The organism is Pseudomonas sp. Tof1 (genome assembly GCF_055390395.1).
Genome location: NZ_AP024344.1, coordinates 2,276,226 through 2,300,032, shown reverse-complemented (window position 1 = coordinate 2,300,032; position 23,807 = coordinate 2,276,226). Strand labels below are relative to the sequence as shown.

Annotated in this window: 18 protein-coding genes and 4 pseudogenes; 8 read left to right on the top strand and 14 right to left on the bottom strand. The window is 65.4% G+C overall.

Annotated elements, in window-relative coordinates; genetic code table 11:
* Positions 1–13 precede the first annotated feature (13 nt).
* From ACZ5KU_RS10630 to glnT, 11 genes and pseudogenes are all read right to left on the bottom strand, one after another.
* Positions 14–607, bottom strand: a complete 594-nt coding sequence (locus ACZ5KU_RS10630) for an Lrp/AsnC family transcriptional regulator (protein ID WP_416772673.1) — start codon at positions 605–607, stop codon at positions 14–16.
* Positions 608–822: 215 nt separating this feature from the next.
* Positions 823–1,206: a VOC family protein gene (locus ACZ5KU_RS10625; RefSeq protein ID WP_054058037.1), complete on the bottom strand. Its 384-nt coding sequence runs from the start codon at positions 1,204–1,206 to the stop codon at positions 823–825.
* 55 nt (positions 1,207–1,261) lie between these two features.
* On the bottom strand, positions 1,262–1,699 hold the full coding sequence (locus ACZ5KU_RS10620; protein ID WP_054058038.1) for a YqaA family protein: 438 nt from the start codon (positions 1,697–1,699) through the stop codon (positions 1,262–1,264).
* 81 nt (positions 1,700–1,780) lie between these two features.
* Positions 1,781–1,969 carry a DUF1289 domain-containing protein gene (locus ACZ5KU_RS10615; RefSeq protein ID WP_054058039.1) on the bottom strand — a complete coding sequence of 63 codons (189 nt, stop codon included), beginning with the start codon at positions 1,967–1,969 and terminating at the stop codon, positions 1,781–1,783.
* Positions 1,970–1,972: 3 nt separating this feature from the next.
* Complete coding sequence (gene dmeF, locus ACZ5KU_RS10610; RefSeq protein WP_054058040.1) at positions 1,973–2,902, bottom strand: CDF family Co(II)/Ni(II) efflux transporter DmeF; 930 nt, start codon at positions 2,900–2,902, stop codon at positions 1,973–1,975.
* 7 nt (positions 2,903–2,909) lie between these two features.
* Positions 2,910–3,185, bottom strand: coding sequence for a metal/formaldehyde-sensitive transcriptional repressor (locus ACZ5KU_RS10605; protein WP_054058041.1), 276 nt, complete (start codon positions 3,183–3,185; stop codon positions 2,910–2,912).
* A 137-nt stretch (positions 3,186–3,322) separates the two neighbouring features.
* Positions 3,323–4,647: pseudogene (locus tag ACZ5KU_RS10600) on the bottom strand (ammonium transporter).
* 336 nt (positions 4,648–4,983) lie between these two features.
* A pseudogene (locus ACZ5KU_RS10595) lies at positions 4,984–6,317 on the bottom strand (FMN-binding glutamate synthase family protein).
* 15 nt (positions 6,318–6,332) lie between these two features.
* Positions 6,333–7,016: a GltB/FmdC/FwdC-like GXGXG domain-containing protein gene (locus tag ACZ5KU_RS10590; RefSeq protein WP_054058044.1), complete on the bottom strand. Its 684-nt coding sequence runs from the start codon at positions 7,014–7,016 to the stop codon at positions 6,333–6,335.
* Positions 7,013–7,933, bottom strand: a complete 921-nt coding sequence (locus ACZ5KU_RS10585) for a class II glutamine amidotransferase (protein WP_054058045.1) — start codon at positions 7,931–7,933, stop codon at positions 7,013–7,015. Before ACZ5KU_RS10585 ends, ACZ5KU_RS10590 begins: the two co-directional genes overlap by 4 nt.
* Positions 7,934–8,006: 73 nt before the next feature.
* Positions 8,007–9,341 (bottom strand): type III glutamate--ammonia ligase, encoded by a 1,335-nt coding sequence (gene glnT / locus ACZ5KU_RS10580; RefSeq protein WP_054058046.1) that lies wholly within the window; start codon positions 9,339–9,341, stop codon positions 8,007–8,009.
* Between the two features lie 287 nt (positions 9,342–9,628).
* On the opposite strand from glnT, the gene ACZ5KU_RS10575 reads away from it, so the two are divergent.
* The 7 genes and pseudogenes from ACZ5KU_RS10575 to ACZ5KU_RS10545 all read left to right on the top strand — a co-directional run bounded on the left by ACZ5KU_RS10575 (position 9,629) and on the right by ACZ5KU_RS10545 (position 17,300).
* Entirely contained in the window at positions 9,629–10,234 is a 606-nt protein-coding gene (locus ACZ5KU_RS10575) for a helix-turn-helix domain-containing protein (RefSeq protein WP_464737110.1), read from the top strand.
* A 261-nt stretch (positions 10,235–10,495) separates the two neighbouring features.
* Positions 10,496–11,362 carry a formyltetrahydrofolate deformylase gene (gene purU, locus ACZ5KU_RS10570; protein WP_054058048.1) on the top strand — a complete coding sequence of 289 codons (867 nt, stop codon included), beginning with the start codon at positions 10,496–10,498 and terminating at the stop codon, positions 11,360–11,362.
* Positions 11,359–12,264, top strand: coding sequence for a bifunctional methylenetetrahydrofolate dehydrogenase/methenyltetrahydrofolate cyclohydrolase FolD (gene folD / locus ACZ5KU_RS10565; RefSeq protein WP_464737109.1), 906 nt, complete (start codon positions 11,359–11,361; stop codon positions 12,262–12,264). The genes purU and folD overlap by 4 nt, the downstream gene beginning before the upstream one ends.
* A complete protein-coding gene (locus ACZ5KU_RS10560) occupies positions 12,246–13,487 on the top strand; it encodes an FAD-dependent oxidoreductase (protein ID WP_464737108.1) in 1,242 nt (413 codons plus the stop codon). Before folD ends, ACZ5KU_RS10560 begins: the two co-directional genes overlap by 19 nt.
* Before the next feature lie 10 nt (positions 13,488–13,497).
* A complete protein-coding gene (locus ACZ5KU_RS10555; protein WP_054058051.1) occupies positions 13,498–13,803 on the top strand; it encodes a sarcosine oxidase subunit delta in 306 nt (101 codons plus the stop codon).
* Positions 13,800–16,696, top strand: a pseudogene (locus tag ACZ5KU_RS10550) (2Fe-2S iron-sulfur cluster-binding protein). Before ACZ5KU_RS10555 ends, ACZ5KU_RS10550 begins: the two are co-directional and overlap by 4 nt.
* 1 nt (position 16,697) lies before the next feature.
* Positions 16,698–17,300: a sarcosine oxidase subunit gamma gene (locus ACZ5KU_RS10545; protein WP_464737107.1), complete on the top strand. Its 603-nt coding sequence runs from the start codon at positions 16,698–16,700 to the stop codon at positions 17,298–17,300.
* An 80-nt stretch (positions 17,301–17,380) separates the two neighbouring features.
* On the opposite strand, the gene ACZ5KU_RS10540 is transcribed toward ACZ5KU_RS10545, so the two are convergent.
* The gene (locus ACZ5KU_RS10540) at positions 17,381–18,292 is read right to left on the bottom strand and encodes a LysR substrate-binding domain-containing protein (protein ID WP_152973065.1); all 912 of its coding nucleotides are present in this window, start codon (positions 18,290–18,292) and stop codon (positions 17,381–17,383) included.
* 156 nt (positions 18,293–18,448) lie between these two features.
* Between ACZ5KU_RS10540 and ydiJ the strand changes: the two are divergent.
* Positions 18,449–21,501 (top strand): annotated as a pseudogene (gene ydiJ / locus ACZ5KU_RS10535) (D-2-hydroxyglutarate dehydrogenase YdiJ).
* On the opposite strand, the gene ACZ5KU_RS10530 reads toward ydiJ, so the two are convergent.
* Together ACZ5KU_RS10530 and ACZ5KU_RS10525 are read right to left on the bottom strand one after the other, a co-directional pair.
* Entirely contained in the window at positions 21,488–22,477 is a 990-nt protein-coding gene (locus ACZ5KU_RS10530; RefSeq protein WP_464737106.1) for a 2-hydroxyacid dehydrogenase, read from the bottom strand. The pseudogene ydiJ and the gene ACZ5KU_RS10530 overlap by 14 nt on opposite strands.
* Positions 22,478–22,488: 11 nt before the next feature.
* Complete coding sequence (locus tag ACZ5KU_RS10525; protein WP_054061479.1) at positions 22,489–23,769, bottom strand: MFS transporter; 1,281 nt, start codon at positions 23,767–23,769, stop codon at positions 22,489–22,491.
* Positions 23,770–23,807: the final 38 nt, after the last annotated feature.

Sequence of the window (23,807 nt, the reverse complement as noted above, 5' to 3'; positions counted from 1 at the left end):
GCGACCCTCGCCGTCAGGCCTGGGCGCTGTCCACCACGGCGCCCGGGCCGGCCATGCTGGTCAGCCCGCCCACCAGGTCATCCAGGCAGATGAAGGACTGCGTGCTGCTGATGTCCGGGTGGTTGTTCAGCTCGTCGATGAGGATTTTCGAGAAATCGGCCATCCGCGGGGCGACGACGCGGATCATGAAATCCACATCGCCGGTGACGCCGGTGGCCAGCCGCACCCAAGGGCGGTTTTTCAGCAGCAGGGCCACCCGCTCCCTCGCCCCTGGACTGTTGCGCTGCAGTTTGACGATCACCCAGGCATTGATGTCGTTGCCGAGCCTGTTTTCATCGATGACCGCCGAATAGCCCAGGATCACGCCCTCCGCTTCCAGCCGTTTCACCCGGCGCAGGCATTGGGAAGGCGAAAGGCCCACTTTCAGCGACAGCTCCTGATGGGAAATCCGGCCGTTCTTGCGCAAGACGCCCAGAATCTTCGTGTCCATTCGATCCAGCTTCAGGTCATTCATGTTGGCGCCCGCATAAGATTCCGGCACTAGGCTATGTACGAAATTGTTTGAAACTTGGTTATGCGGCGTTAAAAACCGGCTCGGAATGCTCATTTACTCCAGTAAAGTCGGGCGCGACCCCGGCCGTTCCTCGCCGGTTTTTGCCTTGCCTAACCTGCGTTTCAAACAATTTCGTACACAGCCTAGCCTGCCATGAAATCGCCATAACTGCCCGGCAAAGGTGCAAGACTGGCCGCGAAAGGTTTCCAGGCGGCCGTCAGCGCCAGGCCAGGTGCCGCGCGATCAGGCCATGTCGCCCGCAGCAGCCCTCAGGCACTCAAAGGCTCGGAAATCTCGATCAGGTTCAGGTCCGGGTCCCGCACATAAACCGAACGGATCGGTCCGGTCGCGCCGGTTCGCTGCACCGGCCCCTCGACGATCGGCCACTGCTGCGCCTGCAGGTGCGCGATCACCGCGTCCAGCCCCTGGCTGGCGATGAAGCACAGATCCAGGGCTCCGGGCACCGGTAGATGCGCCTTGGGCTCGAACTCCTGGCCGCGCACATGCACGTTGATCTTCTGGTTGCCAAAGCGAAACGCCAGGCGGCCCTGGCCAAAGGTTTCAAGGCTCATGCCCAGCACGCGAAGGTAGAAATCCTTGCAGGCCTCGACATCGAAAGTGGTCAGTACCAGGTGGTCCAGGTGATCGATCATTGCGTGCTCTCTTGGTTGAAAGGGATCGTCTGTCGACTGCGCGTCGATTCTGCGCTCATGCCCAACCCAGCGTCATCAGGTACAACACACCATAGCGGGCAGCCTTGGCCAAAGTGACGATCGCCAGGAAGCTCCACAAGGGCTCTCGCATCAGGCCGGCGACCACCGTCAGCGGGTCACCGATCACCGGCACCCAACTGAGCAACAGTGACCACCGGCCATAGCGATGGTAGGTGCGCTGGACACTCTCCAGCCGTTGGCCGGACACCGGGAACCAGGCCTTGTCCCGCCAATGCTCCAGATAGCGCCCGAGCACCCAGTTCACCAACGAACCGGCGACATTGCCGACCGTGGCGACACACAGCAGGGCCAGGGCCGGGTGCTGCCCGGCCCAGAGCAGCGCGACCAGAACGGCTTCCGATTGCAACGGCAGCAGCGTGGCGGCGCCGAAAGCCGAAATGAAGAGGCCGAGGTATCCGGTCGTTTCCCACATGATCTCAACCCGTCGGATCCGCAGCGCAGCCTGGCATTCGGCCACCCCACCGGCATTGGATGACTTGCCCGTGGAGACCCACTAGCCCTTGTTTTTCTTCTTGTTGATGCTTTTCATGCGGGCGCTGGCCCGCTGCACCGTCGCCATCTTTTCCGGGCGTTTCATGCCACGCCATTTGCGGATTTCCTCGCGGGTGCGCCCGCAGCTCACGCACATTTCGCTGTTCAACTGGCACAGCGAAACGCAGGGGTTTTCAATGTCCTTCGCCATGGATCAGGCAGCCCGGTATTCGACCGTGAGGTGAGTCACCTCGTGGACCGGCTTCAAGGCCTCGCGCACATCCTCGGCCGACAGCTCCGGGGAGCCCTGCACGCTGACGATCGCCGCCCGCGCCTCAGGCCCGACACGCCAGACATGCAGGTCGGTGATCCTGAGTTTGCCCGAGTGGTCGAGCAACTCGCGGATCTCCTCGGCCACGTGCTCGTCGGTCCGGTCCAGCAGCACCGAAGCGGTGTCCTGCATCAGTACCCAGGCCCAGCGCGCGATGACGACGGCACCGACGATACCCATGACCGGGTCGAGCCAGACCCAGCCCAGGTATTTGCCGGCCAGCAGCGCGACGATGGCCAGGACCGAGGTGACCGCATCCGCCAGCACGTGGACATAGGCGGAGCGCAGGTTGTTGTCTTCGCCGTGGGCGTGTCCGTGATGAGGGTCATGCCCGTGACGGTGCCCATGGCCGTGATCATGGCCGGCGCCGCCCGCCAGCAGCAGCGCGCTGACGATGTTCACCGCCAGGCCGATGACCGCGATCAGCGTGGCCGTGCCGAAGCGGACCTGGGTCGGCTCGAACAGGCGCATGAGCGATTCGATGCCGATCCCCAGCGAGATCAGGCCGAGAATCAGCGCCGAGGCGAAGCCGCCCAGGTCACCGACCTTGCCGGTGCCGAAGCTGTAGGCGGCGTTGCCGGCATGCTTGCGCGCGAACGCGTAGGCTGCCGCGGCGATGCCCAGGGCGCCGGCATGGGTCGCCATGTGAAAACCGTCGGCCAGCAACGCCATGGAGCCGGTGATGTACCCGGCGGCAATCTCACCGACCATCATCACGACGGTGAGGATCACCACCCAGAGCGTACGCCGGGCATTGTCATCGTGGCCGGCGCCGAGGAAGTCGTGGCTGTGCAGAGAGTTCGTGGTGCTCATGGCGACCTCACTTCGAGTAACGGCGAATGGCTTCGAGCAGGTCTTCAACCCCCTGCGCCCGCTCTTCGTCAGTGAGCCCCACCCGCGCGACATGCTCGCGGGCGTGGTCCTCGATGATCTCGTCGAGCAGCCCATTGATTGCCCCACGGGTCGCGGCCACCAGGTGCAGGGTCTTGGCGCACTCTGCATCGCCTTCCAGGGCACGCTCGATGGCCTGGACCTGGCCGGCGATGCGCCTGACCCGCTTGAGCAGGTCGTCCCGGTTGGATTTCATGTGCGACATAGCATACCCCCCTACCCTATACTGAGGCCTATGATGCCGCTCGGCTGTTCCCTTGGCAAGGCAACAATCCTCAAGGGGCGAGTGAAGCCCCTGATCCAGACCGACATGGGCGGCAGAACCTGTCTGCCGCCCCCCACTCAGTGGTTGTAGGCCCGCTCGTTATGCTCGGCCAGGTCCAGCCCCATCTCCTCGACGTGTTCGTCGGCACGCAGGCCGACCAGCAGCTTGACCACCTTCAGAATGATCCAGCTGACCACGAAGCAATATATTGTGGTGAACAGCACGCCCTTGATCTGCGCGACCACTTGGCCGCCCAGGGTCACGCCTTCCACCAGGCCACCCAACGACGGCACGCAGAACACGCCGGTGAGCACCGCACCGATCATGCCGCCGATGCCGTGCAGGCCGAACACGTCCAGACTGTCGTCATAACCGAGGCGTTTCTTCAGCACGGTGACGCTCAGGTAGCAGAACACCCCGCACAGCAGGCCGATCGCCAAGGCGCCGCCGACGCCGACATAGGCACAGGCCGGGGTGATGCCCACCAGGCCGGCCAGGGCGCCGCTGGCCAGGCCCAGGGCACTCGGCTTGCCGACCTTGAACCACTCGGTGAACATCCAGCCGAGAATGCCGGCACAGGCCCCCAGCTGGGTGTTGAGCATGACGATACCGGACAGGCCGTTGAGCCCCCCGCCCGAGCCGATGTTGAAACCGAACCAGCCGACCCAGAGCATCGCCGCGCCGGTCATGGTCAGGCTCAGGTTGTGGGCCGGCATCGGCGCGTTGGCATAGCCCTTGCGCTTGCCCAGCATCAGGCAGGCCGCCAGCGCCGCGACGCCGGCATTGATGTGCACCGCGGTGCCGCCGGCGAAGTCCAGCACGCCCCAGTTGTGCATCAGGGCCCCGGCGCCGCCCCAGACCATGTGCGCCACCGGTGCGTAGACCAGGGTGAACCAGACGGCCATGAACAGCAGCGCCGCCGAGAACTTCATGCGTTCGGCGAACGCACCGGCGATCAGCGCCGGGGTGATGATGGCGAAGGTCATCTGGAAGGTCACGAACACCCCTTCCGGAATGTCGCCGACCAGGCTGTCCGGGGTCATGCCGGCGAGAAACGCCCGGCTCAGGCCACCGACGAAGCTGTTGAAACTGACCTGCCCCTCGACCATGTTGGTGGTGTCGACCACCATGCTGTAGCCGAAGATCACCCACAGCACGCCGACCAGGCCGGCAATGCCGAAGCACTGGGTGAAAAGCGACAGCATGTTCTTGGCCCGCACCAGCCCGCCGTAGAACAGCGCCAGCCCGGGCAGGCACATGAACAGCACCAGGACCGCCGCCGTGACCATCCAGGCGGTACTGCCGGTGTTCAGGATCGGGGTATCGGCGGCCTGGGCCAGGGGGCGCACGCGCCAAGCGCGAGCAGTGCGAGAAGGGATTTGCCGGGTAGACGATTCACCATTTTCGAAGCTCCTGCAATGAGATGGAAAAGTGCCGGGCAGAAAGCGCTGTAAAGATGTGTCGGGCCCTGGAGGCCTCTTTTCGTTGTAGGACTCGAAGCCTGGGGGAGGCTCCCGGGTTCCTGACCAGGCTCACGTGCCTGTTCGCGGATGAGTCCGACTCCCCGATCGTTCCCACGCTCTGTGTGGGAACGATCAAAGCCCCTATGGCTTGAACGCCTGTTCGCGGCGGTGCGGCGTTCCGACAAGCCATGCTCCTACAGAGGGAGCAGGACTCCCGTTTTGCGTTCGGCGCTGTCCCTGTGGGAGTCGGCCTGCTGGCGCGGCTACGCCAGCGTCTAGTACTGCTGCCCGGGAATCCACGAGGTCCCGGCCAGCGGCACCCGGGCCATGGCCGCGGACTCCACGGTCAAGGCCACCAGGTCCTCGGGTCGAGGTTATGCAGGTGGGACTTGCCGCAGGCCCGGGCCATGGTTTGCGCTTCCAGCACCAGGACACGCAAATAGTTGGCCAACCTGCGCCCGCCTTCGACCGGGTCCAGGCGTTTCGACAGTTCCGGGTCCTGGGTGGTGATGCCCGCCGGGTCACGGCCGTTCTGCCAGTCGTCGTAGAAACCGGCCGCCGAGCCGATCTTCTTCAACTCCTCGTCCAGCCGCGGGTGGTTGTCACCCAGGGCGATCAGCGCCGCCGTGCCGATGGCCACCGCGTCCGCGCCCAGGGCCATGGCCTTGGCCACGTCGGCCCCGTTGCGGATGCCGCCGGAGACGATCAACTGCACCTTGCGGTGCATGCCCATTTCCTGCAGGGCCTGCACCGCCTGCGGAATCGCCGGCAGAATCGGGATACCGACGTGTTCGATGAACACTTCCTGGGTCGCCGCGGTACCGCCCTGCATGCCGTCGAGCACGATCACGTCGGCGCCGGCCTTGACCGCCAGCTTGACGTCGTAATACGGGCGGCTGGCGCCGATCTTCACGTAGATCGGTTTTTCCCAGTCGGTGATCTCGCGGATCTCGGCGATCTTGATCGCCAGGTCGTCCGGGCCGGTCCAGTCCGGATGACGGCAGGCCGAACGCTGGTCGACACCGATCGGCAGGGTGCGCATACCGGCGACCCGCTCGGTGACCTTCATGCCCAGCAGCATGCCGCCACCGCCCGGCTTGGCGCCCTGCCCCAGGACGATCTCGATGGCGTCGGCCTTGCGCAGGTCGTCCGGGTTCATGCCGTAGCGCGACGGCAGGTACTGATAGACCAGGTGCTGCGACTGCCCGCGCTCTTCCGGGGTCATGCCACCGTCTCCGGTGGTGGTGCTGGTGCCGGCGATGGTCGCGCCACGGCCCAGGGCCTCCTTGGCGTTGGCCGACAGCGCGCCGAAGCTCATGCCGGCGATGGTCACCGGAATCTTCAGGTGGATCGGCTTCTTGGCGAAGCGGTTGCCGAGAATCACATCGGTGCCGCACTTCTCGCGATAGCCTTCCAGCGGATAACGGGAAACGCTGGCGCCGAGCAGCAGCAGATCATCGAAATGCGGCAGCTTGCGCTTGGTGCCACCGCCGCGGATGTCATAGATGCCGGTTTCGGCGGCGCGCTGGATTTCCTGGATGGTCAGGCGATCGAAGGTGGCCGACTCGCGCAGCACCGGAGCGGCTTTCGGGGTAGTGGATTCACTCATGTTCTGGCTCCTGGATCAGTAGGCGCTGGCGTTGTCGACTTTGAAGTTGTACAGCTGGCGGGCCGAACCGTAGCGCTTGAAATCGCTGGCCTTTTCGTTGAAACCGGCCTGATTCAGCAGGGCCTGCAGCTCTTCGAGGTGTTCGGGGCGCATCTCCTTCTCGATGCAGTCCGAGCCCAGCGACTCGACCTTGCCCTTGACGAAGATCTTCGTCTCGTACAGCGAGTCGCCCAGCGCATCGCCCGCGTCGCCGCAGACCACCAGGCGCCCGGCCTGGCCCATGAAGCAGCTCATGTGGCCGATGCTGCCGCCGACCACGATGTCGATGCCCTTCATCGAGATGCCACAACGGGCACCGGCGTCGCCCTCGATCACCAGCAGCCCGCCATGGGCGGTGGCGCCCGCCGCCTGCGAGGCACTGCCCTTGACCCGCACGTAGCCGGACATCATGTTCTCGGCGCAACCGACCCCGACGTTGCCATGCACGGTGATCGAGGCCTTCTGGTTCATGCCGGCGCAGTAGTAGCCGGCGTGCCCCTGGATATCCACGGACACCGTTTCGTTGATGCCGACCGCCAGGTTGTGCGCGCCGTTGGGGTGGGTGACCCGCCACTCTCGCTCTTCGAGTTGCCGGGCCTGGTCGTGCAGGGCCTGGTTCAGCTCACGCACGGTGCTGGTGGAAAGATCGATGGTTTTCATGGGCGTGCTCCTTGAGCCGATTCGCGTTCCCAGACGTAAAGGGTGGCGGGAACAGGTTCCCAGACCTTGGCCTTGTCGATGCCCGGCAGGCTCGACAGCGCCTGGTATTCCGAGGCCATGGCGACGTAGTCGGCGGTCTCGGCGAGGATCGCCGGCTTGCAGGCGATCGGGTCGCGGATCACCGCGAAGCCGTTGCGGGTGCCGATGGCGAAGGTGAAGAAGCCGTCGAGGTCTTCCAGGGACTTGTCCAGCGCGGTCTTCAGCGAGTCGCCCTGTTGCAGGCGCCAGGCCAGGTAACCGGCCGCCACCTCGGTGTCGTTCTCGGTCTCGAAGTGGATGCCCTCGCGGCGCAGGTTCTGGCGCAGGCGCGAGTGGTTGGACAGCGAGCCGTTATGCACCAGGCACAGGTCGGCCCCGGTGGAGAACGGGTGGCTGCCTTCCAGGGTCACCGCGCTTTCGGTGGCCATGCGGGTGTGGCCGATGATGTGGCTGCCCTTCATCGAGGCCAGGCCGAAACGCTCGGAAATTTCCCGGGGCAGGCCCATACCCTTGAGGATCTCGATGCTCTGGCCGACACTCATGATGCGCACCTGCGGTGCCAGCTCCGCCAGTGCGGCACGCACCGGCGCCTCTTCGGCACGGATCTTGAGGACAATGGCGCTGGCGTTCTGGAACCAGTCCAGCGGTGCCGCCAGGCGGGCTTGCAGCGCCTCGACCAGGGCCTTGAAGTCATAGCCGTCGCGGGTGGCCTGCAAGGTCAACTTGACCCAGCCCTCGCCCACTTCATCGCCATAAATGGCGAAACCGGCACTGTCCGGCCCGCGGTCGGTCATGGCTTCGAGCATCGGCTCGAAAAGCTGGCCGAGCCGGGATTCCAGCGCCGGATTTTTCAGGTAAAGCCCCACAATTCCACACATATCGCAAACTCCCGGGCAGAAGACGCCCTACCCACTTGCAGGGCGTCGGAAACGGTTGGTTGAAACGGCTGGATCAGAAGAATTCGGTGTAGCGCTGCACTTCCCAGTCACTCACATGGCGGCTGTACTCCACCCACTCCATGCGCTTGAGCTTGATGAACTCGCCGACGATCTCTGCGCCCAGTACCTCGGCGAACAGCGGATCGGCTTCCAGCGCATCGCAGGCTTCCTTCAGCGACTGCGGCAGGGTCTTGATGCCGCGGGCGGCGATCTCCTCCAGGCTCAGCTTGTAGAGGTTCTCGTTGCAGACGTTGTCGATTTCCAGCTTGCGGTCGATGCCATCCAGACCCGCGGCGATGATCGCGGCGCTGACCAGGTACGGGTTGCACCCGGCATCCGGCAGGCGGAACTCCAGGCGGCCATAGGGCACCCGGACCATGGCCGAGCGGTTGTTGGCGCCAAAGGCGATAAAGGCTGGCGCCCAGGTGGCACCGGACAGCGAGTTGCCGACCACCAGGCGCTTGTAGGAGTTGACCGTGGGCGCGGCGAACGCGCACAGCGCCGGGCCGTGGGCCAGCAGCCCGGCGGCGAAGTGATAGGCCAGCTTCGACAGGCCCATGCCGCTCGGGTCGCTGGGATCGTGAAACAGGTTCTTGCTGGTCGCGCTGCTGATCGACAGGTGGAAATGCATGCCGTTGCCCGCCCGTTTCGGATCGGGCTTGGGCATGAACGAGCAGATCATGCCCATGTCGTTGGCGATCTCGCCGGCGGCCATGCGGAAGAAGGTGAAGCGGTCCGCCGACTCCATGGCATCGCTGTAGGTGTAGTTGATCTCGAACTGGCCGTTGGCGTCCTCGTGGTCGATCTGGTAGATGTCGAAGCCCACCGGTTGCAGGGCTTCGGTCAGGCGTTCGAGGAATTCGCGCGAGCGCGACAGGCCCTTGTAGTCGTAGCACGGCTTGTCCAGGGCATCGCTGGCGTCGACCAGTTGCAGGGCGCCGCTGGCGTCACGGCGAAACAGGCTGAACTCCGGTTCGAGGCCGGTGTTGAGCGTCCAGCCGCGATCGCTCAGGCGCTCGACCTGGCGCTGCAGCACGTAGCGGCTGTCGTAGGGCCAGGGCTTGCCCTCGACGTGGCCGATGCACACCACCCGGCCGTAGCCCTTCTGCCAGGGTACCGGGGTCAGCGACGACAGGTCGCCCTTGGCCATGAAATCCGGCCCGTGAGGTTCCATGCCCATGCCACAGATGGCAAACCCGGCGAACCCCGCCCCCTCTTCGGCCACCATCTCCAGACCCGAAACCGGCACCGATTTGGTCTTGGACGAACCGTGGATATCGACGAACTGGGCCAGCACGTATTTGATCCCGTGCTCCGCGATCAGCCGCTGTGTTTCGGGTGGCAACATGAGCGTTCACTCCTGGCGAAAGGCAAGACGTTATGGTTTGAACCGTCGCTTGCTTCCTGGCCGGAACTTATTCCAATCAGGAAACTTACTTTCCCAATAGGAATGCAATGGCCTTGCCAAGTTTGTCGCTTGGGGTCTGCGGAGCCGCGATTGCGGCTTTTCCTCTGTATATATGGGAAACTCGTTTTCACCGAGGGAATATTCCGCCGCCGAACAAGCGGCCGAGGCCCGAATCGCACATTACTGGTGCGAATTTAAAATTATTGAACGGAAACCGTGCAAAGCCGATGAACACGCCTGACGAAGCACAACCCAAACTCAAGCTCGAGCAGTACCTGGGCATCCAGATCAAGCGCCAGCGCCAGGCCCAGGAACTGAAACTGGCCGATGTGGCGCGCATCGCCGGGATCAGCCAGGGCATGCTGAGCAAGATCGAGAACGCCCAGGTGTCCACCAGCCTGGATATCCTCAGCCGCCTGTGCGACGTGCTCGGCATGCCGATGTCCAAGCTGTTCAGCCAGTACGACCAGCAAGGCGGCAGCGCGCTGCTGGTCAAGCGCGACGAGGGGCTGGAGGTGGTGCGCCGCGGCACCGAGAAAGGCCATACCTACCACCTGCTCAACCACACCCGCGGGCCGAAGAAGAGCTTCGAGGCGTACATGGTGACCATGGACGATGCCAGCGAAGAGTTCCCGACCTTCTCCCACCCCGGCACCGAGTTCCTGCATCTGCTCGAAGGCGAACTGGTCTACCGCCACGGCAACCAGCTCTACCCGATGGAGGCCGGCGACAGCCTGACCTTCGACGGCGAAATTCCCCATGGCCCGGAGAGGCTGGTGCAGGTGCCGATCCGGCTGTTATCGATCATGAACTACGGCACCTCCGGGGAGTAGAGCCGACCGCTCCCTCCACTGGCCCGCGACGGCCCCAGGGCCACACCGCAACGGTGCTCACGTCGCGGGCAACCACTCCGCAAAATTTCCCACCAGTTAAAAAAGTTTCCAGAAACTCTGGACGCGCCATTGGCTTTCGCCTATAAACCGCACAAAAGAATATTTAATTCCTCGTGGGAATTTTTATTCACCTACAACATTGCCGTTCACCCCTGAATTTCGCCTTGCGCCGAGCTGCCGCCACTCTCCAGAGGACATGCCATGCAACACGAAAAGAACCCTTTCATTCTCAAGATCAGCTGTCCGGCGACCTCCGGCATCGTCGCGGCGGTGACCTCGTACCTGGCCGGCAATGGCTGCTACATCGGTGAAATGGCGCAGTTCGACGACGACTTCAGCGGCAAGTTCTTCATGCGCGCGGTGTTCCGCTTCAACGACGGCCACAGCGGCGACATCGCCCGGCTCAAGGCCGGTTTCGCCGAGGTCGCCCAGGCCTTCGACATGCACTGGGAACTGCACGACACCCGCGAGCCGATGCGCGTGCTGCTGATGGTCAGCAAGTTCGACCACTGCCTCACGGACCTGCTGTACCGCCACCACAAGGGCGAGATGGACATGACCATCACCGCCATCGTCTCCAACCACCTGGACCTGCGGCCCATGGCCGAGCGCGAGGGCATCCGCTTCATCTACCTGCCGGTGACGAAGGAAACCAAGGCCCAGCAGGAAGCGGCGCTGATGAAGGTGGTCGATGAAACCGGCACCGAGCTGGTGGTGCTCGCACGCTACATGCAGATCCTCTCGGACGATTTGTGCAGGCAACTCTCGGGCCGGGCGATCAACATCCACCACTCGTTCCTGCCCGGTTTCAAGGGTGCCAAGCCCTATCACCAGGCCTACGAGCGCGGCGTGAAGCTGATCGGCGCTACCGCGCACTACGTCACCAGCGACCTGGACGAAGGGCCGATCATCGAGCAGGAAGTTCAGCGGGTCGACCATGCCTATCTGCCGGACCACCTGGTCGCCACCGGTCGCGACACCGAGACCGTGGCCCTGTCCAAGGCGGTGCAGTACCACCTGGAACATCGCGTCTTTCTCAACAACGACAGAACGGTGATCTTCCGGTGAATACCTCCAAGCTGATCGATGGCAAGGCTGCGGCGGCGCGGGTGCTGGCGCGGGTCAAGGCCGAAGTCCGGGAGTTGAAGCAGGCCGGCATCGAGCCTGCGCTCGCGGTGATTCTCGTGGGGCAGGACCCGGCCAGCCAGGTCTACGTGCGCAACAAGATCCTGCGTGCCGAAGAGGCCGGGATCCGCTCGCTGGAATACCGGCTGGGCGCCGACACGACCCAGGCGCAGTTGCTCAGTCTGATTGCCGCGTTGAACGAGGACGACAGCGTCAACGGCATCCTGCTGCAATTGCCGCTGCCGGCCCATATCGAGGAAACCCGCGCCCTGCAGGCCATCGCCCCGGGCAAGGATGTCGACGGGTTCCACAGTGAGAACGTCGGCGGCCTGAGCCAGGGCCGCGAGGTGCTGACGCCCTGCACCCCCAGCGGCTGCATGCAGTTGCTCGAAGACGCCTGCGGCGACCTGAGCGGCAAGCACGCAGTGGTGATCGGCCGCTCGAACATCGTCGGCAAGCCCATGGCCGCCCTGCTGCTCAAGGCCCATTGCTCGGTCACCGTGCTCCATTCGCGCAGCGTCGAGGCCCAGGCCCTGTGCCGCCAGGCCGACATCGTGGTCGCCGCCGTCGGCCGCCCGCGGCTGATCGACGCCAGTTGGCTCAAGCCCGGTGCGGTGGTGATCGACGTCGGCATCAACCGCATCGACGACGGGGAACGCAGCCGCCTGGTCGGCGACGTCGACTTCGACAGCGCCCTGCCCCAGGTCTCGGCCATCACCCCGGTGCCCGGTGGCGTCGGCCCGATGACCATCGCCTTCCTGATGAAGAACACGGTGACCGCTGCCGTTCAGCAGGCCCACGCCCAACGCAGTCACCTGGAGGCCCTATGCCATTCCATCTATTGAAATACGGACTCGGTTCGCAGTACCCGGTCGAGGTCGACCTGCCGCCGCAGAAGGAACTCAAGCCGGCCTACGACGTGGTGATCATCGGCGGTGGCGGCCACGGCCTGGCCACCGCCTACTACCTCTCCAGGTACCACGGCATCAGCAACATCGCGGTGCTGGAAAAGGGCTACCTGGGCGGCGGCAACACCGCGCGCAACACGGCGGTGATCCGCTCCAACTACCTGACCAGCGAAGGGGTGCGCTTCTACGCCGAATCGGTGCGGATGTTCGAGGGCCTGTCCAACGAGTTCGACTTCAACATCATGTACTCCCATCGCGGCCAACTGACCCTGGCCCACACCGACGCGACGGTGCGGTCGTTCCGCCAGCGCGCCGAGGTCAACAAGCACTTCGGCGGCCGCACCGAAATGCTAGACCGCCAGCAGATCCGCGAACTGGTGCCGACACTCAACCTCGACCCCGGCCACCTGCCGGTGCTCGCCGGCCTGTGGCACATCGACGGTGCCACCGCCCGCCACGACGCGGTGGCCTGGGGTTATGCCAAGCAGGCGGCCAAGCGGGGCGTGGAGATTCACCAGCTCACCGAAGTCCAGGAACTGGTGATCGACAACGGCACGATCACCGCGGTGAAGACCAACCGCGGCACCGTCCGCTGCGGCTGCGTGGTCCAGGCCGTGGCCGGCATGAGTTCGCAACTGATGAAGAAGGCCGGCATCCGTTCGCCGATCCAGACCTTCCCGCTGCAGGCCATGGTCACCCAGCCATTCAAGCCGTTCCTCGACCCACTGGTGAGCTCCTCGGCCCTGCACTGCTACGTACAGCAGACCAGCCGTGGCGAAGTGGTGTTCGGGGGCGGTTCCGACCCCTACCCGCTGTTCAACACCCGCTCGACCCTGGACCTGAAGGAAAGCCTGCTGGCCCACGCCATCGAGATGTTCCCGTTCCTGGCCAACGCCAGGCTGATGCGCCAGTGGGCCGGGATCACCGACATGACCCCGGACTACAGCCCGATCATGGGTCTGTCGCCGGTGAAGAACTACTACCTCGACGCCGGCTGGGGCACCTGGGGCTTCAAGGCCACGCCGATCTGCGGCAAGACCATGGCCGAGCTGGTCGCCAGCGGTGGCCGGGTACCGGAGCTGATCAGGCCGTTCGGCCTGGAGCGCTTCGCCACCTTCCAGCAAGTCAACGAAATGGGCGCGACAGCGGCCAGCCACTGAGGAGCGGCACATGAAAGTGATGAATTGCCCGCTCAACGGGCCGCGCAACATCAGCGAATTCACCTACGGCGGCGAATTCAAGCGGATGCCCGATCCGCAGACCTGCAGCGATGCCGAATGGGCCGACTACGTGTTCAACAGCGAAGACACTCTCGGCGTGGTCCGCGAATGGTGGCTGCACAACCCGTCCAGCTACTGGTTCCTGGCCGAGCGTCACACCGGCAGCGACGAGATCCTGCGCACCTTCGACCCGCGGGAACTGTTCGACAGCCGCGTTGAATTCACAGCCGCGAACACCCAGGAGACCGTGCGATGAACCGCCTCCCCGTACCCATGGGCCTGCTGATCGACCGCAGCCAGCCCCTCGATTTCAGTTTCGATGGCAAGCCCTACCAGGGCTTTGCCGGTGACAGCATCGCCAGTGCCCTGCTCGCCAATGGCCGCTTCCTGCTCTCGCGCTCGTTCAAGTACCACCGCCCGCGCGGCCCGCTGACCATGGCGGGACAGGACGCCAACACCCTGGTGCAACTGCCGCGCGAACCCAACGTGCTGGCCGATACCCAGTTGCTGGAAAGCGGCGTGCAGGTGACCGGGCAGAACTTCAGCGGTTCGCTGGACCATGACCGGGATGCCTACCTCGGCAAGTTCTCCAGGTTCATGCCGGTGGGTTTCTACTACCGCTCGTTCTACAAGCCCCGGGGCGCCTGGAAGCTGTGGGAGCCGATCATCCGCAAAAAGGCCGGCCTGGGCGTGCTCGACCAGAGCTTCCAGCCCGAGTACTACGACAAGGCCTACCTGTTCACCGACCTGGCGGTGATCGGGGCCGGCCCGGCCGGCCTGCAGGCGGCGTTGACCGCGGCGGATGCCGGGGCCAAGGTGCTGCTGGTCGAGCAGCAGCCGATCCTGGGGGGTCACTGACCTACGCCCGCTTCGACCTCGAAGGCCGGCGTGCCGACAGCCTGCGCCAGGAGCTGGTCGATGCGGTGCAAGGCCACGCCAATATCCGCGTGCTGAAGCAGGCCACCTGCAACGCCTGGTTCACCGACAACTACCTGCCGGTGATCCAGGGCAAGCGGATGTACAAGGTCCGCGCCACCCAATGCCTGGTCACCAGCGGCTCGTTCGACCAGCCGGTGATCTTTCGCAACAACGACCTGCCCGGGGTGATGCTCAGCAGCGCCGCGCAACGGTTGATGAAGCTCTATGCGGTCAAGCCGGGCCAGCGCGCCGTGGTCCTGACCGGCAACGACGACGGCTACCTCGCCGCGCTGGACCTGGATGACCAGGGGGTCGAGGTCGCCGCCCTGGTCGACATGCGCCCTCATCCGGCCAACCGCGAGCTGCTGCTGGAACTGGAAAAACGCGGCATCCCCTGCCACTCCGGCAGCACCGTGTACGAAGCCCTGCACGAAAAGGGTCTGCGCCATGTCAGCGGCGTCGACATCCGCGCGATCACCGGGCAAGGCCAGGTCGCCCAGCAGGGGTTGATCCTGGACTGCGACCTGCTGTGCATGTCCGGCGGCTACATGCCGGTCTACCAGCTGTTGTGCCAGGCGGGTGGCAAGCTGGCCTACGACGACCCGTTGGCGGAGTTCACCCTCAGCGGCCTGCCGCAGAACCTTCGCGTCGCCGGCTCGGCCCATGGCTACCACGCCCTGGACAACGTGCTGGCCGATGCCATCGACGCGGCGGCGCAGATCGTCACCGCGCTGAACCTGGAACTTGTCGCCAAGCCCTTGCCGCTGCGTGCCGAAGCCCCGGTCAACTTCCCCTGGCCGATCTTCCCGCACCCCAAGGGCAAGGATTTCGTCGATTTCGATGAAGACCTGCAGGTCCGCGACATCGTCAATGCCACCCGCCTCGGCTACCGCGACGTGCAACTGGTCAAGCGTTTCTCCACGGTCGGCATGGGCCCGTCCCAGGGCCGCCATTCGGCCCTGCCGACCGCGCGACTGGTGGCCTCGTCGACCCAACGCAGCGTCAGCGAGACCGGCGTGACCACCGCCCGGCCGCCGTTCGAGGCGGAAAAACTGGCCCACGTCGCCGGCCGTGCCTTCGACCCGTACCGGCAGACGCCGATGCATCGGCGCCACCTCGAGGCCGGGGCGAAGATGATGCCCGCCGGGATCTGGCAGCGCCCGGCCTACTACGGCAAGCCCAGCCAGCGTGATGCCTGCATGCAGGCCGAGGCGCAACACGTGCGGCACAAGGTCGGCATCATCGACGTCTCGACCCTGGGCGGCCTGGACGTGCGGGGTCCGGACGCCGCCGAACTGCTCAACCGGATGTACACCTTCGCCTTTCTCAAGCAGCCGGTGGGGCGTTCGCGCTATGCGCTGATGACCAATGAACAGGGTGTGGTGATCGATGATGGCGTCTGCGCGCGCTTCGCCGACCACCACTTCTACGTGACCGCCACCACCAGCGGCGTGGACCGCATCTACCAGCAGATGCTCAAGTGGAATGCCCAGTGGCGGCTGGATGTCGATATCGCCAACGTCACCGCGGCGATTGCCGCAGTCAACGTCGCCGGACCGGACTCGCGCAAGGTACTGGAGAAAGTCTGCAGCGACCTCGACCTGTCGGCCGAAGGCTTTCCCTACCTGGCGGTGCGCCAGGGCACCGTGGCCGGGATCAAGGCGCGCCTGCTACGGGTAGGCTTCGTCGGTGAGCTGGGTTATGAAATCCACGTTCCGGCGCGCCATGCGCTGCAACTGTGGGACGCGCTGATGGCGGCCGGCAAGGCCCATGACATCCGCCCGTTCGGCGTCGAGACCCAGCGCCTGCTGCGCCTGGAAAAAGGCCACGTGATCATCAGCCAGGACACCGACGGCATGACCCACCCGGCCGAGATCGACATGGGCTGGGCGGTCAGCCGCAGCAAGCCGTTCTTCGTCGGCCGCCGCTCGATCGATATCCTCGAAGCCCAGCCGCAGAAGCGCAAGCTGGTCGGTTTCACCCTGCCCAGGACCAGCCCGCAACCGCTGGAGGGCCACCTGGTGCTCAAGGGCCCGGACATCAGCGGCAACGTCACGTCCTGCGAGTACTCGCAGACCCTCGACCGGATCATCGGCCTGGCCTATGCCGCCTTCGACCAGGCGACGCCAGGGCAGCAGATTCCGATCCGGGTCGAGGGCGGCGTGATCGTCCAGGCCACGGTGGTGAAGCTGCCGTTCTTCGACCCTGAAAACCAGCGCCAGGAGCTCTGACATGTCCACCCTCATCAGCGAACGTCCCCTCACGCCGGCCCGACTGGCCGAGGGCGCCTTGCAACAATGTGCCCTGATCGACCTCACCGACCTGCCGCGGGTCGGCTTTCGCGGCCCGCACAGCGCCGCCTACCTGCAGGCCCGCGGCTTCAGCCTGCCCGAGGCGCCCAACCGCGCCGTCACCCAGGCCGACGGCAGCCATGTGGCGCGCCTGTCGCAGAGCGAGTACCTGATTCTCGGCAGCCTGGCCGACCGCGGCGCGCGCATCGCCGACGAGGAAGCGCGCTGGGTACTGGACCGCAGCGCCAACTACCTGCTGCCACGCCAGGACAGTCATGCCTGGCTGCAGTTGAGTGGCGTGTGCAGCGCCGAGGTCATGGCCAAACTGTGCGGCGTCGACCTGCGCGCCCAGGCCTTCGCCCCCGGCGCCGTGGCCCAGACCTCGGCGGCGCGGATCAACGTGATCGTGGTCAACCTCGGCGGCAGCGCCGAGCCGACCTTCCAGATCCTCTGCGACCGCGCCTCGCTGGCGTACTTCAGGGAGGCGCTGCTCGATGCCATGGCCGAGTTCGACGGGCAACTGCTGAGCCTGGACGCCCTATAGCCATCGTCCCCGGTGGGTGCCCGCCGGGATGTCGAACGGCTACCGGCCATGGCGCGCTGTCGAGGCGGGCGGCCGTCAGTTCAGCCCGCCCCTTCGGGAAACGGCAGGCTCAGCAGCCACTCGCTGAAGGCGACCAGCGAAGGCAGGTTCTGGTAGCGGTTGGCATACGCCAGGTAATAACTCCTGCCGCTTTCCATGGGCTCGAACAGCACGACCAGGCTGCCCGCGCGGATCTCGTCCTGCACCAGCACCTGCGGCACCAGGCCGATGCCGATACCGGCGACCGCCGCCTGGATGAGGTGGCTGGTGAGTTCGAAGCCGGGCCCCGGGCGCATCAGGCGATGATCCAGGCCGTTGTGCTCGAACCAGTCCGACCAGGCATTGGGCCGGGACACGACATTGAGCAGCGAATGGCTGGTGGCGATCTCGGCCGGCGTCGTCGTGCGGTATTCGGGCAGGGCCGAAGGACTGGCGACGACCACCAGTTCCTCGGTGAGCAGCTTGTGCGACATGAACCCCGGCCAGGAGCCGGAACCGGCGTAGATGATCGCGTTCATCTCGCCGGCGGCACTGGCCAGGTCGGCCTGGATGATCCGCGAATGGATGTGCACGACGATGTCCGGATGCCGGGTGTAGAAGTCATTCATCCGCGGCAGCAGCCACTTGGAGCCGAACGTCGGCAGCACGCCCAGGTGCAGCACGCCTTCCTGGGAACGAAAGGCGATGGTCTTCAGGGTCGCGCTGCGAATCCGCCCCAGGGCCGCCGACAGCTCATGCTGGTACAGCGCCCCCGCCGCCGTCAGCTCGATGCGCCGGCCGTCACGCAGGAACAGTTCGACCCCCAGCAGCGTCTCCAGCGCCTGCACCTGCCGGCTGACTGCGCTCTGGGTCAGCAGCAGCTCATCGGCCGCCTTGGTGAAGCTGCCGTGGCGGGCCGCTGCTTCGAAGGCCACGAGCACCGACATGGAGGGAGTGAGGCGTCTTGGATTCATTCATAAAGCTCATGCAAAGGCTGCGTGTTTTACGTTTGTCAGCAGCGTGCCATCCGCGAATAATCGAAACTATACCGTTTCGCCCTGACGCTGGCTCAGCCTTGAGCATACGTTAAGCGAATATAAAAACGAATCAGCCTGCAGGAACCGCCACGAATGATCGCCCGCCTCACCCCCACCCACGGTCAGACCGACGCCTACGACCGCTTCCTGAAACAACTGGCCAGCGAAGGCTTCGAGGGGGAAATCGCCGGCGACCTGGGCTCCCGGGCGGTGCTGGCCACCGACAACTCGATCTACCAGCGCCTGCCCCAGGCGGCGGTGTTTCCGAAAACCTACGCGGATGTCGAGCGGGTGGCGAAACTCGCCGCCCAGCCGCAGCACCGCGCCGTGGTGCTCACCCCGCGCGGCGGCGGCACCGGTACCAACGGCCAGTCGCTCACCGACGGCATCGTGGTCGACCTCTCCCGGCACCTGAACGGCATTCTCGAGATCAACGTCGAGGAGCGCTGGGTGCGGGTGCAGAGCGGCGTGGTCAAGGACCAGCTGAACGCCGCCCTCAAGCCCCATGGCCTGTTCTTCGCCCCCGAGCTGTCGACCTCGAACCGGGCGACCATCGGCGGGATGATCAACACCGACGCCAGCGGCCAGGGCAGTTGCACCTACGGCAAGACCCGCGATCACGTGCTTGCCCTGTCCACCATCCTGCTGGGGGCCAGCGCCTGGACAGCCAACCCCTGGCCGCCGAACAGGCCGACCGCGAGGCGGCCCGGCAGGACCTGGTCGGCAGTGTCTATCGCTGCGCCCGCGATATCGCCGACCGGCAGGCGCAACTGATCAGGGACACCTTTCCCCCGCTCAACCGCTGCCTGACAGGCTACGACCTCGCCCACCTGCGCGAAGAGGACGGCGGCTTCAACCTCAACAGCATCCTCTGCGGCTCCGAGGGTTCGCTGGGCTTCATCATCGAAGCCAGGCTCAACGTGCTGCCGATTCCCCGCCACAGCATCCTGGTGAACGTGCAATACGCCGGCTTCATGGATGCCCTGCGCGACGCCAAGGCGCTGATGGCGCTCAAGCCGCTGTCCATCGAGACCGTGGACTCCAAGGTGCTGAAGCTGGCGATGCAGGACATCGTCTGGCACGGCGTGGCCGAGTACTTCCCACCGGTCCCCGGCCAGCAGACCCTGGGCATCAACCTGATCGAATTCAGCGGCGACGACCAGCAGAACCTGGAACGACAGGTCCATGACTTCATCGAACACCTGAAAACCGACACCAGCGTGGTGCGCCTGGGCCACACCCTGGCCGTCGGCAGCGAGGCCGTGAAGCGCGTCTACACCATGCGCAAGCGCTCCGTGGGCCTGCTCGGCAATGTCCAGGGCGAAGCCCGTCCGCAGCCGTTCGTCGAAGACACCGCCGTGCCGCCGGAAAACCTCGCCGACTTCATCGCCGAGTTCCGCGCCCTGCTCGACTCGCACCAGCTCGAATACGGCATGTTCGGCCACGTCGACGCCGGCGTGCTGCACGTGCGGCCGATCCTCGACATGAAGGACCCGCGCCAGGCGGCACTGATCCGCCCGGTTTCCGATGGCGTGGCCGCCCTCACCCGCAAATACGGCGGACTGCTGTGGGGCGAGCATGGCAAGGGCCTGCGCTCGGAGTACTCGCCGGCCTACTTCGGCCCGCTGTACCCGTCGCTGCAGGCGATCAAGGCGGCGTTCGACCCGTTCAACCAGCTCAACCCGGGCAAGATCGCCACGCCTTCGAGCATCAGCGACGCCAGCCTGACCAAGGTCGATGGCGTGGTCCTGCGCGGCGAACTCGACCGGCAGATCGACGAGCGGGTCTGGCAGAGCTACCAGAGCGCCGTCCACTGCAACGGCAACGGCGCCTGCTACAACTTCGATCCCGACGATGCGATGTGCCCGTCCTGGAAAGCCACGCGCAACCGCATTCACTCGCCCAAGGGCCGTGCCTCGCTGGTACGCGAGTGGCTGCGCCTGCAGGGCGCCCAGGGCGTCGACCTGCTGGGCAGCGTCGCCACCCGCTTCAGCGTCGGCAACCTGCTGGCCAAGGTGCGCAATAGCCTGGGCAAGCGCCTGGGCGAGCAAGATTTCTCCCATGAGGTGTACGAGGCGATGGCCGGCTGCCTGGCGTGCAAGTCCTGCGCGGGCCAGTGCCCGGTGAAGGTCAACGTGCCGGACTTCCGCTCGCGTTTCCTCGAGCTCTACCACCAGCGCTACCTGCGGCCGCTGAAGGACTACGTGGTCGGCTCGCTGGAGTACAGCATTCCCTACATCGCCCGCTTCCCGCGGCTGTACAACGCGATGATGAATGCGCGGCCGGTGAAGTTTCTGCTCGAACACCTGGTCGGCATGGTCGACAGTCCGCTGCTGAGCCTGATGGATTTCCACCAGGTCTGCGCGCGCTGGAACGTGCAGGTGGCGACGGCGCACAAGCTGTCGCAACTGAGCGAAGAGCAGCGCCAGCGCAGCGTGATCATCGTTCAGGACGCCTTCACCCGCTACTTCGAAACCCCGCTGGCGGCCGAGTGGATCGAGCTGATCGCCCGCCTGGGCTACACCCTTTACCTGGCGCCGTTCGCCCCCAACGGCAAGCCACTGCAGGTGCAGGGCTTCCTCGGTGCGTTCAAGAAGGCCGCGAGCCACAACGCCAAGGGCCTGAAGGCACTCGAAGCCTACGGCATCCCGCTGGTGGGACTCGACCCGGCGATGACCCTGGTGTATCGCCAGGAATACGCCAAGACCCTGGAGCAGGATGCCGCGCCGCGCGTGGTGCTGGCCCAGGAGTGGCTGGCGACCGCCCTGCCACAGTTGGAAAAACCGCAGGCGCCAGAGACCTTCCACTTCCTGCCGCACTGCACCGAGCGGACCAACGAGCCGGCGAGCGTCGAGCAGTGGAAGAAGGTCTTCGACGGCTTCGGCCTGAAGTTGCAGGTGCTGGCCAGCGGCTGCTGCGGCATGTCCGGCACCTATGGGCATGAAACCCGCAACGCGCAGACCTCGCAGGTCATCTACTCGCAGTCCTGGCAACCCCTGGTGGAGCGCTACCAGCCCAGCGGCCGCCTGCTCGCCGATGGCTATTCCTGCCGCAGCCAGGTCAAGCGCCAGGCCGGTAAAGTGGTGCTGCATCCGTTGCAGGCCTTGCTGGGCCAGCTTCGCCAGCACGCGCCTATCGAGGCGTGAGGGCGTCCCAGGCGCCTTCGTTGACCAGGTTGGCCGGGCGTTTCCCGGCCAGTGCCTGCAGCAGGTTCTCCACCGCACAGCGGGCCATCGCCTCGCGCGTCTCCTGGGTGGCGGAGCCGATGTGCGGCGTCGCCACGACGTTATCCAGGCCGAGCAGGGGCGAATCCGGCGCAAGGGGCTCCTGGCTGAACACGTCCAGGCCCGCCCCGCGAATGCGCCGCTCGCGCAGGGCGTCGATGAGTGCGGCTTCATCCACCACGCGGCCACGCGCGATGTTCACCAGGATCGCTTCGGGCTTCATCAGGGCGAGTTCACGTCGACCGATCAGGCCCTGGGTTTCGGCATTCAAGGGCACGGTCAGGCAGACGAAATCCGCCTGACGCAACAGCTCATCGAGGCTGCAATGACGCGCTGCGTAACGGGCCTCCACCTCGGGCCTGGCGCCTCGACTGTGGTACAGCACGCGCATGCCGAAGCCCGCCGCGCCGCGCCTGGCCAGTGCCTCGCCGATGCGTCCCATGCCGACGATACCCAGCGTCTTGCCATGTACATCGCTGCCAAACTGGGCCGGCCCCAGGCTCGCCCGCCAATGGCCGTCACGCACCCAGCCGGCCAGTTCGACGACCCGGCGGGCGCTGGCCAGGATCAGGGCGAAGCCGGTATCGGCGGTCGTTTCGGTCAGCACATCCGGGGTATTGGTCAACAACACGCGACGACGGCTCAGCTCGGCCAGGTCATAGTTGTCCACGCCCACCGACACGCTGGAAATCACCTCCAGCTGGGGCGCCAGGTCCAGCAGGCTGCCATCGATCCGCAGGCTGGCGCCGAGCAGGCCCCGGGCCCCGGGCAAGGCATCGCGCAAGCGCGCCAGCCCATCGGGCTGGGCGATGTCGACCCAGGTCACTTCGACCTGCTCCTGCAAACGCGCCATCAGTTCGTCAGACAGCCGCTTGTACAGCACGATTCTCTTCTTCATTGCAGTATTCCCTAGAGTGTCACGGCGAGACGGGCACCACGGCGCCGCGTCTGCGCGGGGTTGAGCACGGCCGTCAGCACCACGGCGGTCAGCAGCGCGCCACACATGAACAGGTAGGAGGCCCCCGGCCCGCCGGTGACCCCGTTGAGGTAGCCCACCAGCCACGACCCGCCAAAGGAACCCAGCGCGCCCATGCTGTTGATCAGCGCCATGGCGCCACCGGCGACGTTGCTGGGCAGGATCTCCGGCACGATGGCGAAGAACGGACCATAGGGGGCGTACATGCAGGCCCCGGCGACCACCAGCAGCGCGTAGGACAGCCAGAAGTGCTCGGTACCCAGCGCGTAGGAACCATAGAACGCCAGCGCGGCGATCAGCAGCGGCGGCCAGACGAAGCGCTTGCGCTTCTGCAGGCGATCGGAGGCCCAGGAGACGCCGATCATCGCCAGCACCGCCGCCAGGTAGGGCACCGCCGACAGCCAGCCGGCCTGGACGATGTCGACCTTGGCCGCCTGCTTGAGAATGGACGGCAGCCAGAGCACGAAGCCGTACACGCCAATGCTCCAGCAGAAATACTGCAGCGACAGGACGATCACCTGCGGGGTGCGGAAGGCCTCACGGTAATTTTTCACCGGCCGGATGCCCTGCTGCTCGGCCGCCAGCGCCGCCTGCAGATTCGCCTTGTCCGCCTCGCTCAGCCAACGGGCCTGGGCCGGCCGGTCGTCCACCAGGCGCCACCAGAGCAAGGCCCAGATCACCGCGGGCAAGCCTTCGATGATGAACATCCAGCGCCAGTCGAAGTGCTGGATGAGATAGCCGGACACCACCGACATCCAGAGGATGGTGGCCGGGTTGCCGAGGATCAGGAAGGTGTTGGCCCGCGAGCGTTCCGCCCGCGTGAACCAGTGGCACAGGTACACCAGCATGGCCGGCATCACCGCCGCCTCCACCACCCCCAGCAGGAAGCGGATGGCGACCAGCATGTAGACGTTGCTGACCATGCCGGTCAGGGTCGCCAGGCCACCCCAGAGGATGAGGCTGACGAAGATCAGTTTCTTCACGCTGCGTTTTTCGGCGTAGATGGCCCCCGGCACCTGGAAGAAGAAGTAGCCGAGGAAAAACAGCGCCCCCAGCAGCGACGACAGCGCCGGGGTGATGTGGAGGTCTTCGGCCATGCCCGAGGCAGCGGCGAAGCCGTAGTTGGCGCGGTCCAGGTAGGCCAGGCTGTAGGTGATGAAGACGATGGGGATGATGTACCACCAACGGCGACGGGCGAGGCTTGTCGTTTGCATGATTCACTCTCCTGAGCTTGTTATTGTTGTCGCAACAG

What these genes read in the sequence shown, in the direction of transcription:
- ACZ5KU_RS10540 (WP_152973065.1), bottom strand. Translation starts at nt 18,292, where the DNA reads ATGAATCCAAGACGCCTCACTCCCTCCATGTCGGTGCTCGTGGCCTTC.
- ACZ5KU_RS10625 (WP_054058037.1), bottom strand. Translation starts at nt 1,206, where the DNA reads ATGATCGATCACCTGGACCACCTGGTACTGACCACTTTCGATGTCGAG.
- ACZ5KU_RS10575 (WP_464737110.1), top strand. Translation starts at nt 9,629, where the DNA reads ATGAACACGCCTGACGAAGCACAACCCAAACTCAAGCTCGAGCAGTAC.
- ACZ5KU_RS10605 (WP_054058041.1), bottom strand. Translation starts at nt 3,185, where the DNA reads ATGTCGCACATGAAATCCAACCGGGACGACCTGCTCAAGCGGGTCAGG.
- dmeF (WP_054058040.1), bottom strand. Translation starts at nt 2,902, where the DNA reads ATGAGCACCACGAACTCTCTGCACAGCCACGACTTCCTCGGCGCCGGC.
- ACZ5KU_RS10525 (WP_054061479.1), bottom strand. Translation starts at nt 23,769, where the DNA reads ATGCAAACGACAAGCCTCGCCCGTCGCCGTTGGTGGTACATCATCCCC.
- ACZ5KU_RS10630 (WP_416772673.1), bottom strand. Translation starts at nt 607, where the DNA reads ATGAGCATTCCGAGCCGGTTTTTAACGCCGCATAACCAAGTTTCAAAC.
- ACZ5KU_RS10620 (WP_054058038.1), bottom strand. Translation starts at nt 1,699, where the DNA reads ATGTGGGAAACGACCGGATACCTCGGCCTCTTCATTTCGGCTTTCGGC.
- ACZ5KU_RS10530 (WP_464737106.1), bottom strand. Translation starts at nt 22,477, where the DNA reads ATGAAGAAGAGAATCGTGCTGTACAAGCGGCTGTCTGACGAACTGATG.
- glnT (WP_054058046.1), bottom strand. Translation starts at nt 9,341, where the DNA reads ATGTTGCCACCCGAAACACAGCGGCTGATCGCGGAGCACGGGATCAAA.
- purU (WP_054058048.1), top strand. Translation starts at nt 10,496, where the DNA reads ATGCAACACGAAAAGAACCCTTTCATTCTCAAGATCAGCTGTCCGGCG.
- ACZ5KU_RS10560 (WP_464737108.1), top strand. Translation starts at nt 12,246, where the DNA reads ATGCCATTCCATCTATTGAAATACGGACTCGGTTCGCAGTACCCGGTC.
- ACZ5KU_RS10555 (WP_054058051.1), top strand. Translation starts at nt 13,498, where the DNA reads ATGAAAGTGATGAATTGCCCGCTCAACGGGCCGCGCAACATCAGCGAA.
- ACZ5KU_RS10585 (WP_054058045.1), bottom strand. Translation starts at nt 7,933, where the DNA reads ATGTGTGGAATTGTGGGGCTTTACCTGAAAAATCCGGCGCTGGAATCC.
- ACZ5KU_RS10590 (WP_054058044.1), bottom strand. Translation starts at nt 7,016, where the DNA reads ATGAAAACCATCGATCTTTCCACCAGCACCGTGCGTGAGCTGAACCAG.
- ACZ5KU_RS10615 (WP_054058039.1), bottom strand. Translation starts at nt 1,969, where the DNA reads ATGGCGAAGGACATTGAAAACCCCTGCGTTTCGCTGTGCCAGTTGAAC.
- ACZ5KU_RS10545 (WP_464737107.1), top strand. Translation starts at nt 16,698, where the DNA reads ATGTCCACCCTCATCAGCGAACGTCCCCTCACGCCGGCCCGACTGGCC.